The 13,287-nt window shown below is 66.9% G+C and carries 12 protein-coding genes; all 12 read right to left on the bottom strand.

The features are described 5' to 3' along the window. Nucleotides 1-2: 2 nt before the first annotated feature. On the bottom strand, nucleotides 3-1,853 hold the full coding sequence (gene eccA2, locus MTY59_RS10145) for a type VII secretion system ESX-2 AAA family ATPase EccA2 (RefSeq protein WP_415823380.1): 1,851 nt from the start codon (nucleotides 1,851-1,853) through the stop codon (nucleotides 3-5). A gap of 121 nt (nucleotides 1,854-1,974) precedes the next feature. Further along, nucleotides 1,975-3,585: a type VII secretion protein EccE gene (gene eccE, locus MTY59_RS10140; RefSeq protein WP_221045519.1), complete on the bottom strand. Its 1,611-nt coding sequence runs from the start codon at nucleotides 3,583-3,585 to the stop codon at nucleotides 1,975-1,977. Beyond that, on the bottom strand, nucleotides 3,582-5,246 hold the full coding sequence (mycP, locus tag MTY59_RS10135) for a type VII secretion-associated serine protease mycosin (protein ID WP_221045518.1): 1,665 nt from the start codon (nucleotides 5,244-5,246) through the stop codon (nucleotides 3,582-3,584). The genes eccE and mycP overlap by 4 nt, the downstream gene beginning before the upstream one ends. After that, nucleotides 5,231-6,760: a type VII secretion integral membrane protein EccD gene (gene eccD, locus MTY59_RS10130; protein ID WP_221045517.1), complete on the bottom strand. Its 1,530-nt coding sequence runs from the start codon at nucleotides 6,758-6,760 to the stop codon at nucleotides 5,231-5,233. Before eccD ends, mycP begins: the two co-directional genes overlap by 16 nt. Then, nucleotides 6,757-7,782: a MinD/ParA family ATP-binding protein gene (locus tag MTY59_RS10125; protein WP_221045516.1), complete on the bottom strand. Its 1,026-nt coding sequence runs from the start codon at nucleotides 7,780-7,782 to the stop codon at nucleotides 6,757-6,759. Before MTY59_RS10125 ends, eccD begins: the two co-directional genes overlap by 4 nt. A gap of 162 nt (nucleotides 7,783-7,944) precedes the next feature. Continuing rightward, nucleotides 7,945-8,775 (bottom strand): ESX secretion-associated protein EspG, encoded by an 831-nt coding sequence (locus MTY59_RS10120; RefSeq protein ID WP_221045515.1) that lies wholly within the window; start codon nucleotides 8,773-8,775, stop codon nucleotides 7,945-7,947. Between the two features lie 115 nt (nucleotides 8,776-8,890). Continuing rightward, complete coding sequence (locus tag MTY59_RS10115) at nucleotides 8,891-9,178, bottom strand: WXG100 family type VII secretion target (protein WP_007771836.1); 288 nt, start codon at nucleotides 9,176-9,178, stop codon at nucleotides 8,891-8,893. Nucleotides 9,179-9,229: 51 nt separating this feature from the next. Next, a complete protein-coding gene (locus tag MTY59_RS10110; protein ID WP_064878596.1) occupies nucleotides 9,230-9,544 on the bottom strand; it encodes a WXG100 family type VII secretion target in 315 nt (104 codons plus the stop codon). 97 nt (nucleotides 9,545-9,641) lie between these two features. Next, on the bottom strand, nucleotides 9,642-10,823 hold the full coding sequence (locus tag MTY59_RS10105) for a PPE family protein (RefSeq protein WP_221045514.1): 1,182 nt from the start codon (nucleotides 10,821-10,823) through the stop codon (nucleotides 9,642-9,644). 31 nt (nucleotides 10,824-10,854) lie between these two features. After that, on the bottom strand, nucleotides 10,855-11,166 hold the full coding sequence (locus MTY59_RS10100; RefSeq protein WP_085289344.1) for a PE domain-containing protein: 312 nt from the start codon (nucleotides 11,164-11,166) through the stop codon (nucleotides 10,855-10,857). Nucleotides 11,167-11,415: 249 nt separating this feature from the next. Continuing rightward, the gene (locus MTY59_RS10095; protein ID WP_221045513.1) at nucleotides 11,416-11,814 is read right to left on the bottom strand and encodes a VOC family protein; all 399 of its coding nucleotides are present in this window, start codon (nucleotides 11,812-11,814) and stop codon (nucleotides 11,416-11,418) included. Between the two features lie 59 nt (nucleotides 11,815-11,873). Further along, nucleotides 11,874-13,202, bottom strand: a complete 1,329-nt coding sequence (locus MTY59_RS10090; protein ID WP_221045512.1) for a sensor histidine kinase — start codon at nucleotides 13,200-13,202, stop codon at nucleotides 11,874-11,876. Nucleotides 13,203-13,287 lie beyond the last annotated feature (85 nt).

The following is a 13,287-nucleotide window of genomic DNA, read 5'->3' as shown; positions in this document are numbered from 1 at the left end:
GACTACCAGACGATGGCCGCCATGTCGCGGTTGTCCGAACACACGCTGCGCACGGCGGCCTCGAGGTCGGCCGCGGTGATGATCTGCAGATCCTCGACGGTCACCGGCTGGCCCGCGCGTTTCTGTGCGACCACCCGGGTGTCACGAAAGCCCTCGGCGCGCTCGACGACGTTGCGGGCGAACCTGCCGTTCTGCATGGCGTCGATGCCGTGGCGCCCGCCGGGAGTGGTGTAGTTGCGGATGGTCGTCGCCGCATCCAGAAACGTTGCGCGGGCGCCATCGTCGAGCAGGCTGGCGCGCGGCGTCGCGTAGCGGTGCGCGATCTCGACGATCTCGGCCGGCGAATAGGACTCGAAGCGCAGCTTGCGGTTGAATCGGCCGGCCAAACCCGGGTTCACCGTCAGGAATGCATCCACTTGGTCTTCGTAGCCCGCCCCGATGAAACAGAAGTCGAATCGGTGGGCTTCCAACGCAACCAGGAGCTGGTTGACGGCCTCCATGCCGATCATGTCGGGTGTGCCATCCTGATGGCGCTCGATCAGGGAATAGAACTCATCCATGAAAATGATTCGCCCCAGCGACTTTTCGATCAGCTCGTTGGTCTTGGGTCCCGATTCGCCGATGAAGTGGCCGCAGAAATCCGAACGGCGCACCTCCCGGATCTCGGGGTGCCGGACGATTCCCATGCCGGCATAGATCTTGCCCAGCGCTTCGGCGGTGGTCGTCTTACCGGTACCGGGCGGGCCGACCAGCAGCATGTGGTTGGTCTGGCCCTCCACCGGCAGGCCATGCTCGAGCCGCATCGTTCGCACTTCGAGCTGGTCTTCCAGCGCCGCGACCGCTTCTTTGACGGCGGCCAGTCCCACCTGCTTGGCCAACAGCTTGCGCCCCTCGGCCAGCAGCTCGGCGCGCCGATCGGCGGCGGCGTCGTCATCGAGTTCGTCGCGGCTCTTGGCCGAGGAGGCATCCCACCGGTCGGTGCGGCTCTCGATGGTTTCCTCGTCCGTCACGACCAGGTGCAGGTTCGGGTCGGCCAAGGCCTCCTTGGCCGCCTCGGTCAGGACCCCGTTGATGGTGGCCTTGGAGAGCCAGACCTGGGCCTTGTCCTCCTCGCGCAGCTGCCGGTGCACCATCCCCCGCACATACGCCAGATCGGCGACCAGGAGCGGAATGTCGGCGGGACCGATCGATGCCGTCAACACGTCTGCATCGAAGCGCGACGACGACTGGGTGTGCCCGATCACGTCGACGCGGTCCAGCCAGTCCAGGGCGACCCGGCCCTGGCCGAGGTGGGCGGCGGCGTGCGCGGCCAGCGCGCAAATCGACGCTGTCACAGCCGACATGACGATGGCGTGCGCGGGCAGCTCCTCGGCCGCGGCCAACAGCACGTCGGGCCAGCGCTGCGTGCGGTACATCAAGAACGTCCGGGCCAACTGGTGCCACTGATAGTTGGTCCACGAGTCCAGCAGGTCACGGTTGGCCAGCAGCTTGTCGGCCTCGGCGTACTCCCCGGCGATCGTCAGCGCGGAGGCCGACGCCAGTCCGACCTGCGAGGCGTCGGTGACGGTGATGCCGATGTAGGGACCCAGTTGGATCTCGGCGGCCAGCGTCTGGCCGATGCGCGTGGTCTCGCGGTGCAGCCATTCGCTGGTGGCGTAGAGCTGTCGCAGCGAGGCCAGGTCGTTGTCACCGCACGCGATGCGCCCCAGCCACGCGTCGGCCATCGACTGGTCGGCGTCGGTGGCTGCGGCGAACTCGGGCAATGCCGCCGCCCGGCCCTGCCTGCTCTTGATCGCCATGGCACGGTCGAAATACCTTCGGGCAGTTTGTAAATCACCCATCACGTCCCCCATTCCGAGCACCGTGGATATGGTCGCCGGAGTTGCGGGCGGCCGCCTTCGGCCGATTCGAGCTGTCGCCGCAACCGCTACGTGCGTCCATCACACTGTGCCTCAAACTCGCTTTACCGACCCGCTACGTGCCGACCGACATGCTTACCGGCTCAAGACTGACGTAGCGGTTCTCGGCACGGAACATGTCCATCTCGACAAGCCAATTCTCTCCTGCTGCAGTGACATTCACCACCGACGGGCCGATCTGCTCGATGATCACCTCGAAGCCGTGTCGTTGTCCCTCGGAGAGCCTGGCCTCCGCGGGCGCGACGGTGATCACCGTGGCCGGGCGCGGAGTGGGCGAGATCGCGGCCTCGATAACCCCGCTTTCGGCGGCGCCAAAGCTGTTGCCCCGTCGCGCAACATACTCGACCACGCTCACGGTGGTCCGTGGTGCGGGACGCGAGCTGCTCACGACGCTGATCTCCGGCATCCGTACGCTGACCCAGCGTGACATGTCGCGGGTGTGCACGCACACCCGCTCCCCGGCACCGGCGGTGCGGATCACGATCCGCTTGGCGATCGGGTCATCCGCCGCGACGAATACCCGCGACAACTCGCCGGCGTCGGTGACCGGCATCAGCAGCCGGTCGCCGTTGCTGAGTTTGCCGATCAGCACACCCGACGGCCCGATCTCGGTGACCAGGTGTGGCGGCAGCGGGCTGCGCCGAATGCCCCGCAGGTGCGGAAGCGGGCCGCACATGTTCGCGGCCGCCGCGGCCGCCTGCTCGCCGTTGAGCCGGCGCAGGATCACGCTGGGTGGGGTCGGTGCCGGCGTGGGCGTGCGCACGGTGATGGTCGCGGTGCATCCGCCGTCCGGGTAGACCGTCACGTTCTGGATGACCTCGTCGGCGCGCAGCGTCCACGCCTGCGAGAGGTTGCGCGACGTGATCGCCTCGGCCGGATAGGCGTAGGTGGTCATCCAACCCGCTTCGCCGCGTATGGCTTTCCATCTCTGCGCGTTGCCCGACACCGCGTCCCACCCGAGCCGGCGATCGAGCTCGACAAGATCGGTGGCGGTGGCCACCTTCGCCCGCAGTCCTTGGCAGCGCAACAACCCCGCGATGCGCTGGGCGACCGAAATGGCCGCCGCGCCGACCGTCGTGCGCCAGAACAGGGCTTGGGCGTTGTCGATCACCGCCAGCCGCATGATCAGCCACGTCTCACGCCGGCCCGCGTAGGGCGGCGTTCCGATCTCCGAGTCGTACACCCGCGGAAAGTCCCCGATGGTGCCGTGCCGTGCTCCGATGGTGACGACGCTGATCGAATGGAGCTGCAGGCCCAGGGCCTGATGCAGCACCGGCACCAATTCCACGATGTCGAGCACGTTTTCGGTCTCGACGGTCACCGAGCCGGTCACCATGGTCGCCCGGTGGCCCCGGCCGAGCAGTTGCACCGCGACCACGGCGACGCCGTCTTGCACGCGGACACCGCCCCCCGATCGGTTGTTGGCCACGGTGATCGGTGCGGTCCAGTCGATCGGGCGCCGGCCGCGCCGCCACAAGACGGCCCACGACCACGCCGGCTGACCCCACCAGCGCACGAAGACCAGCGCTATCCCCACCACCACGGCGACAGCCGCGCCGATGTACCCACCCACGAGCCAGCTGACGAGCGCGAGGAGGAACACGACCCAGACGCCGACCACCCGGCGGTTGCTGCCGGGGGTGAACCCGGTCAGGTCGGGCCTCATCGAGCCCTCCGTAATCGCGCTGCGATCGCGGACACGAGCACACCGGCGGCCACGATCCCCAGGAATCCGATGGCGATGTTGCGTGCCCGGTGGTCGGGCGGCGGGGGCGGCGGGGCCGGGGTGATGACCCGGCTCTGCGCGCCCGGGGGCATCCGGTCGCCCGGCGGGATGTTGAACGTCAGCGCGGCGACCGGGTCTACCAACCCGTACCCGACTTTATTGTCAACTCCCGCAGGCGGATTGTGGGCCGACTGCACGATCCGGTTGATCACCTGATGGGCGCTGAGCTCCGGGAATTTCGCCCGTACCAGCGCCGCGACGCCGCTGACGTAGGCCGCCGAGAAACTGGTTCCCCAGAACGGCATGTTCTTCTCGCCCGGCCGCGACGGCGGGTAGGCATTGACCGGGCCGCCGCCCTGGGGTGACAGGCCCATGATGTGGGTTCCCGGTGCGGCCACACCGACCCAGGGACCCGACATGCTCTTGTCGAGCGGGGCGCCGCTGGCGTCGACGGCGCCCACCGACAGGACGTAATCGGAAAACCAGGAGGGCGCCGAGACGATCTTGACCTGATGCCAGTCCCGGGGATCCGACGGGTCCAGCGGGTCATACGTCGGGTTGTTGTTACAACCGGCCTCGCCATCGTTGCCCGCGGCCGCGACGATCACCGCGTCCTTCGCGGTGGACGCGTACCACAGGGCCGCCCCCAGCGCTCGCTGATCGGCCGGCGACGAAGCCGGCAGGCACGAGGTGACCGAGATGTTGATCACCTTCGCCCCCATGTTCGCAGCGTGAACCACCGCTCGCGCAACCGAATTCAGCGTCCCGGCCTTGACCTTCTCATCGGAGTAGGGATCCCCCGGCGGCGGGTTGACCGGCTCGAAGGCTCGTGACGACTGCCGGATCGAGATGATGGTCGCGTGCGGGGCGACCCCCACCACCCCGTCGGGCGCTCCGGGGGGAAGCGGCGGCACGGCGGGTTCGTCCTCGGTCTGCGGATCGGCCGGCCCGTTCGACGCGGCCGTGGCGCCCCCGCCCTCCGGCGGCGGAGGAGGGGGCGGTGGTGGCGGTGGCGGTAGGACCTGGGTGATCGTCACCGGCGGCGGCGGCGGCGGGGGTGCCACCGGGGGTGGAACTTCGACCGGCGGGGGCGGCGCCCCGGCCGACGGCGGCGGGCCCGCCGGCGGAGGGAACGCCGGGGTGGCGGGCATCGGTCGCGGCATCGGCAGAATCCCTTGCGGCGCAGCGCCGATGATCGAACTGACGATGGTGCCGTGGGCGTCGCAATCCGACAGGCCGTCCTCGCCCATGATGTAGTCGCCACCGGGCACCACCGGTAGCCGCGGGTTCGGCGACACCCCGGTGTCGATGACCGCCACGGGCACGCCGTTGCCGGTGCTGTATTGCCACGCCTTCGTGATGTTCAACAGGTTGAAGCCCGGCGCCATCTGCGCGACATCCGGGTTTCGCACCGTGATCGGTGTCGAGCAGCTGTTGGCGCGGCGCATCGGCTGGTCGGGTCGTGGCGGCCCGTCCGGCGGCACCATGCCCGGATCCACCATGGGGGGTGTAATGGCAAGTGCGGCAGGGATGTTGGCTGATAACGCGACCAGGGCGACGGCGGCGGTCACCGCCGCGGCCCTTTTCAGTGGCGAATCCACGTGAAGAGCCCTCCCAAGGCCGCTGCCGCCGGCAACAAGACGATGAACGCGAGCACTTCCACCCATTCCACGGTCAACCGGATGAATGGCCGAAACCTCATGGCGGGCACCAAAAGCGCTGCGGCCAAACCCAACGCGGCGAAGGTCGCCACCGCCACCACGGGCCACATCAGCCCGGTCATGGCGTCATTCGGCGCGGCGACGGCGTATTTGACCACTCCCGCGCACACCGCGGCGGACGCCCCGCAGACCAGCGCGATGGCCTGATATTTGGCGGCGAATCCCCGTCCCTGCGTGAGGAAGATGCCCACCACGAGCCCGGCGACCACCAGCGCCAACCACGCCCACTGGCGTCCCGGCGTCAACACGCCCCACACCGCGGCGGGCAGCACTACCGACACCCCGACGCACAGGCCTACCTGGACCGCGTTGACCAAGCGCGCCGAAGCGGCGATCGCGGCGCCGCGGGCGGTGATGTCGGTCAATTCATTGTCCTCGTCCTCGGATTCGTCCTCACTGACCGGAGACACCGTGTCGACGGGCATTCCCTCGCGCCGCGCGAACAGATCACGACCGGTGATCGACCCGAAATGCGGCGGTCTGACCCGCGCCACCCACAACGCGATCAGGGGCGCCATCCGGACCAGGACAAGCAATCCGACCAACACGCAGACCGCCAGCACCTGGGCCGAGGCCGGCCGGAACATGCGGACGGCGGCGACGGCGGCCAGGATCCCGCAAACGGTCACCACCGCGGTGACCACCGCCGTCTGCCAACGGTTTCGCGCGGTCACCCCGATGGCGATGGCGCCCAGGATCACCACGACGGCGCCGATGAGCCCATGGGCCGCACCGAGCACACCGGGGGGCGCGCAGGCACCGGCGGCGGCCAGCGACAACACCGCCAGCCAGGCGAATCCGCTGAACAGGTCGCGGCGCTCCCGCCACCCGCTGCGCACCACCACCGTCGCGACCAGCAGCAGGGCGCCGACGGCGCCCGACACCGCGGCCGGGATGGGACCGTCGGTGAAGGTCCGCGCCCGCAGGGTCAGGGCCACCACGACCCCGACGGCCATCGCGATCACCGCGACCGCGGTGTGCGCGGCCGTCAAAGGTGTCACCGGCGCAAACATTCGATCGCCACCGTCGCGGCCCAGCCACTTGCCCATGGCGGCCAACCCGGTGGACAGCGACTCGTATTGCGGTTCGAACGACTCGCCGTCGACCCGGGGCACCAGCACCAGGGTGTCGCCGTCCTGGACGCCCAACTCGTCGAGGCTTTTATTGATATCGAGCCGAACGCCGTTGATCTTGTGGAGTTCGTAGCTGCCGGCGGGTAATGCGATGCCGTCAAAGCCTTTGCGCTTCAGGTCGGCATCGTACAGCTCGACCATTCCCTCGAAGAATCCCTCCATCGGAATTCCGGCGGGGAATACCTGCGAACACAGGTGCTTCTCGTAAGAAATATTGACCGCACAACGCGCCGGGAAGGCGACCTTATGCGGCGCTGTCACGGCACCGACCGCTCGGCGTCAGGAATGTATTTGTCCGCCAGCCCGGCGGTGATTTCGAAGAGGCGCAATCGCGATTTCTTATTCAGCTCGTGAACCGTATCGATGATGCCGCCTTTGGCGAGGTGGGGATCAAACGGCAGCACTTCGACCGTCGCCCCGACCTTGGTGAACCGCTCGGTCAGGTAAGCCAACGCGTCCTTGTCGGTGATCTGGTCGGTGTGGTTGACGATTACGGTGCTGCGCGAGACCAATTCGTGGTAACCCTGCGAGCGCAGGTAATCCACCGCCCGCAGCACCGGACGCGACCGGTCCGCGGTGATGCCGGAGACAAACACGAGGGTGTCGGTGTTCTCCAGCACCGGCTTCATCACTTCGTGTTCGAGGTCCGGAGAGGTGTCGACGATCATCACCGTGTGGGTGCGCCGCAGCCGCGACAGCACCCCGGAAAACATCGCGGGCACCAACGGCCTGGGCTGGTCAGAGGTCCGGTTTCCGGCCAGGACGTCAAGACCAATGACGTTCTGGCCCAGATGTTCTCGGATGTCCGCGTATCCCTGGACATCGGTGTCGTTGATGATGGCGGTGTAGTCACCGGGCGGGGATTCGTCGATACGATCGGCCAGAGTCCCGAAGCCGGGGACGGCGTCGATCGCAATCACGTTCTGCGGGCGGCATTCCCGGAACACACCGCCGAGGCAGGCGACGAGCGTCGTGACGCCCACGCCGCCCTTGCCAGAGACGACCGTGATGACGTATTGCCGCCGAATATGCCGGCGGATCCGATTCTGCAAATCCCGGTAGTGCCGCTCACGGGGCGACTCACCGGGATTTATTTTGTGAAACGAGATGGAGTAAATGAATTTCCGCCAGCCCGATCCCGGTGGAATTTTCCGCGGCGCCGCCAGATCGGTAATACGCATCGTGTCGGATACCGAATCCGGGAAGTTGCTGCCCCCTGACGGATCCCCCCGTCTGAGCGCTCCTTCGTCCGACATATTCGGGTCATTCCGAGGGCTCGTCACGACGAGATGCTAACACGCTTGGCGATACCGCGTTTACCCGTTCAGAAACCTTTCAAGTACGACAGCCGTTGCTATTCCAAGACTTTGGTTATCTAACTTAGTTTCTCGGTTCGCTTTCCGGCGCACCATGTGCGTTTGGCGTTCGATAGCCGAGCGCACACCTCATACCACTCGCCGATACGAGTGCCACTCGTCGCCCGCGGGCAGCCGGCGGATGAGCCGTTGAATCGCTCCGCCGATGTCCGTGCGGGAGCCGGGCGAGAGGATCTGATACTGGCGCTGCCCCGAGGTGACGCTCTCGATGCAGATCCGGCCCGCGGGGGTGTCGACGATGGACACCGTCGAATCGCCGACGGCGATCCGCGCCAATTCGTCCGGCCCGACACCAGCCTGCAGCCCCACGATGTTCGCGTGTGCGGACCGCGCGGGATCGGCGGCCGTCAGGACCATCTGCAGCTGGTCGGCGTCGAGGCGCTGGTCGAGCAGGAACGAGCGCAGGCTGGCGGTGTCGCGCACCGAACTCAGCAACTGCTCGGTATCAAGGGTGACCGGCCGCAGCGGCGCCGCCTCGGCCACGCCACACAGCCGCTCGATCTGACCGACCAGGAGGTCACTGGCCGATGCTTCGTTGCCGGCCGTGCCCGCGGGATACAACCGCACCATGTCGCCATGGCGTTCCAACACCACCCACCACGTCGCGAAACGGCAGATCGATGCGCGCGTCGGCTCGCGGCCCGGCACCCCGATCATCACCAACAGCCCGAGGTCTCGCCGCAACAGGACCGTCAGCCACTCACGGATCATCGGGTCGACGTTGCCGGCCTCATCGAGCGCACCGGCGGCCACCAACTCGACGGCCGCGGGGTGACTCCTCGCGCGCTCCGGGGTATCCAGTCGCGGCAGCATCGGCCGCAACCCCAGCTCGGGGCAAGTTTGCTCCACCCCGGTGATCGCCTGCAACACCCATAAACCATCGACCGTCGTTGTCAGCATGTCGCCTCGACCTCGTTCGGTGAGCCCTCGATCGGTGGATGGGAGACCAAAGGTGGGGCACACACGCTCGGCGCATCTGCCCCACCCTCGCTTGTCTTGGTGTGGTTGAGCGGACTCAGAACAGACCGGCGATGTGCTGGTCCGTGCTGAGCGCGTTGTCCAGCACGTGGGAGGTGGTCACCCCGTGCTGACGGATGGTGTCGATGAGACCCTGCAGCCCGGACAGCATCTGCGCCTGCGCCTCGAAGAAGCCCGATGCGCCGTGGCCGGCGAAGAATTCCTGCAGGGCGTGCGTGCGATTGGAGGTGTCGTCGAAAATCGACTGCAACTGGCCGGCGCGGGAGGCGACGTCGGTGGCGAAGTCGGCTACGGCCCCGGGGTTATAAGTGATCGGGTCGGACATGTGAAATTCCTTTCAAAAGACCATTAATGGATTTGCGAAGTGAGTGGGTGGTTAGGAGCCGTGGCCGCCGAATAGCGCGGTGAACGCGTGCGAAGAATCCGCCTCGTGGCCTTCCATCAGTGCCGCCGCCTTCGTAAGGCCTTCGGCAAGCCGGGTGCCGCCGGTCAACACTTTGTTCAAGTCGTTTTGAACCTCGATCGCCGTCGCGTGCGACGCGGTCACGGCCGAGCCAGACCAGGTGGACGGATTCATCACGTTTTCCTGATTCGCGACGTATCCCTGGCCAATCCCGATCGCGTGCTCCATGTTTGCCTGGATAGCGTTGGAAGCGTCGCGAAGCATTTGCGGTGTTACTTTGATTGTCACGGAATTCTCCTTCTCCGGTGGGCCGCCCCCCGTGAGGGCATGAAGCGAAGTGTATGGCGGCTATTTGGACCTGTCGATTCACCTTTCACCAGTGGCTTCACACTCGAGCGTCGACGACCCGCACCGTCGCGGGCTGGTCGGCTTTGTCACGGGAGCCACGGTCGCCTCCCGCCCCGTGCCCCACCGGCATTCCGCCCATCGGAGCACCACCCATCGTCGTGGTCTGCGGTCGCATGGCCTCGGCGCCTAATGCCCCGGCCGGCCGCAGCCCCACCGGCCGGCCACTGCTGGCGGGCTCGAAGGCGCTGACCGGACGGGTGAAACTGGTTGCGGGCATGCCCGCACCGCCCAGCGATGCGCCCCCGCCCGCCCCGGCCTCCGCTGCGGAGAGCCCGGTGGTTGCCGAGACCGCCGAGACGGCCGGCGTTGCCCCGCCCATGCCCATGGCGCCGGGATTGGCGAACATGCCCATCAGCGGCTGCATCATCTGCATCGGAGCCTGCATCATCTGCATGGGGGCCTGCATCACCTGCGGGACCGCCCCCATCAGTTGCTGTGCGGGCTGCATCAACGAGCCGGCCTGACTCATGAAGTCCTGGCCGCCCGAGGCCGCCTGGCCGGCTCCCTGGGTCCCCGTCTGCGCGCCCTGCATGGCGGCGCGCATGCCATCGCCGGCCCCTTCGTCCGCCGCCGACTCACCGATCGCCGCTGCCGCCTGCGCGGGCGCGGCCGGCGACGCACCCATGGAAGCGATAGGCGGGGGAATGGTGAGGCTTTGCGACAGGGCCGTCAGGATCGTTCCATAGCTGGCCCCGACCGCCGAGTTGTTCGGCCACATCGACCCGAAGTACTCGAGCTCCAGCGACGTGATGCGCGGCGTCAGTGCGCCGAGGACCAGTGGGTTGATGCCGTAATCGGCGGCGGTCTCGGTGCGGTTCCCGATGCACTCGGGCGCGGGACGCATTGAGCCATAAGCCATCTGATACGCAGAGACCGCGGTTGACACCACCGCCGGCTTGACGTCGACCCAGCCGGCCAGCCCGTGCAGGGACGCGTTCAGTGCGGTCGCGTTTGCCGCCGAGGCCAACGACCCCGAGCCCACCCAGCTCGCCGACGTCGCGACGGTGTTGATCGTTGACGCGATGCTGGAGCCGTGATGGGTGGCCGCCAAGGCGGTCCAGGCGGCCTGGTTGGCCAAGTGCGTGATGACACCGGCCCCCGCCTTGAGCAGCAGGTCGTTTTCCTCAGGCGTACGCGCAGCCCACCCCGGATCCGCCATGCGTACGTCCCCCTCTTTACGTCGCTAGGTTCTAAGCCCCGATTGCCATCGTCAAGCTGCGCATCAACTCCGTGACGACGTATGTGCTCGACGCGATGCTCTGCGCGCCGGCGAACAGGCCGCGCTGGGCGGCGTGTTCGGACACTACGCCCAGGTAGCTTCCGCCGCAGGCGTTGAGTGCCGCCGCGAACATGGCCGAATCGGGGTCGCCGCCCATCGGCAGGACTCCCAGCAGGACGGGCGCGGCCGCCGATGCCGCCGCCTCGGTCTCCGCGCTGATCGCCGACTCCGCGCCCGACGATGCCAGAACCGCCTCTGACTGCACCGACGTAACAAAACCCATGATTGCCCTCCGAACGCTCAACCCAAATCCACGTGGTTGAGGCCATAGTGTAATGCGGTTTCGTTGATCTTGTATTCACTGCAGTTTTGGCCCGGCTCAGGGTCCGGAATTCAGTTAAGTAACGCTGGCGTCAGCGCGAAAACACTGGATTCCCAGAAGGAGTCGTTCAGAAACTCTATCGCCACTCAAGACTCAGCAGTCACAAATGCACCGCAGTTACCTTGCGTCCGTCACTTCCATGGCCTTTATCTAGTCGCGGTCGTGATGACATACGGCTTCGAGTTTGATGCCGAATGGGTCGTACCAAAAGGTGGCGTAATAATGGCCGGGATATTGCGGAAAATGGCGCGGCGGGTCGATGACGGTGCCACCGATCCGGACGACGTGATCATGCACCGCGCGCACCGACGAACGCCGCCGCACAATGAATGCAAGGTGCTGCAGTCCGGATTGCCGCGACGAGTACTCGTGCGGCTCAACCGCCGGATAAAAGAATAAGTAGGTGCCCGGCCTGTTTTCGCTGGGCCGATAGGAAAATTCGTCGTCGGCATGAAAGAACGGCTCAAAGTCGACAAGGGGCATCAGCGCGTCGTAATACCGCTTTGCGGCTGACAGGTCGGGCACGTTGATGCCGAGGTGGCCGAGCATGGCTCATTGTCCGATATCGAGGGCGTGGAGCGCACGGCGCCGGCGCCGGCGAACCACAGCTACGCCGGACCACGCCCATCGCCAGCCAGCCGCAACAGCAGCCGGGTGCCGCCGAGCGGGCTGGTCTGCAACGCCGCTGTGCCGCCGTGCAGTTCGGCCTGCTGGGCGACCAGCGCCAGGCCCAGTCCTGATCCCGACCGCGACGCCGTCGAACCGCGGGCGAAGCGTTCGAAGACCGTGGCGCGTTCGGATTCCGGGACCCCGGAGCCGTCGTCGTCGATCGCGATCTCCACACCCTCACCGGAGCTGCCGACGGTCAGCAGGATCTTGCCGGCGTTGCCGTGCTTGACGGCGTTGGCGATGGCGTTGTCGATCACCAGCCGCAGACCCGTGGGCAGCCCGACCATCAGCACCGTGGGCGAAGGCACCAGCGACACCTCCACGTCGGGGTAGATGCGCAGCGCGTCGTGAGCGGCACGATCCAACAACTCGGTGATATCGAACGGGACGAAATCGTCGACGGTGGTCAGTTCGCCCTGGGCCAGCCGCTCCAGCGCGGTCAGGGTGGCCTCGATGCGGCTCTGGGTGCGGATGACGTCACCGATGACCTCGTGGCGCTGCTCGGGCGGCAGGTCCAGGGTGGACAACACCTCCAGGTTGGTGCGCATCGCGGTCAACGGCGTGCGCAACTCGTGGGAGGCGACCGCGGCGAAGTCGCGCGCCGACTCGAGCGCGGCCTTGGTGCGCTGCTGCTCCTTACCGATGCGAGCCAGCATTCCTTCGACCGCTTCGGCGATCTCCACGGCCTCACGCACGCCGCGCACCTGGACCTCGTCGGGACTGGACTGCGCATTGATCGCCCGGGCCTGCTGCGCCAACAAGAGGAATGGATTGACCATGATCAGCGAGATCACCCAGCCCACCACGACGGTGCCACCGATCACGCTGGCGCAGATCAATAACACCCGCAGGTGCAGTTCATTGATCCGATGCTGGGCTTCGGCCAATGGCGCGGCCAGCGCTATCGAGGCGGGGCCCGCGGTGAAGGTACGGACGCGGTACTGCACCCCGTTGATGGTGGTGTTCGCATAGCCGTCGGGAAGCTGGGGCAACACGATGCTGCTCGGCACCGACACGGTCACCCCACCGATGCGCGCGGTGCGCACCAGGTTGCCGTCGGGCGCGGGCCGGTCCGGACTGGTGTGCTCCGCGTTGTTGAGCAGGCTGCTGATGTCCCCGAGGCTGCTGACCGAATCCAGCCGCCGATCGAGCTGGCTGTACTGATCGTTGGTAACGCCCACCCATACCCAGGTGCCCAGCAGGACGACCAGTGTCATCACCGAGATCGCGGCGACGATGACGATGGTGCGCAGCGACAGCACCCGCATCGGCAGCTGTACACGCGGTAGGACGCGAATGTCAGGCTCCTTCAGACGATCGCCGGGTCCTTATCAACCAACCTGAGTACCACCC

The organism is Mycobacterium senriense (genome assembly GCF_019668465.1).
GTDB classification, from domain to species: domain Bacteria; phylum Actinomycetota; class Actinomycetes; order Mycobacteriales; family Mycobacteriaceae; genus Mycobacterium; species Mycobacterium senriense.
This window is presented reverse-complemented; position numbering and strand designations above follow the sequence as displayed.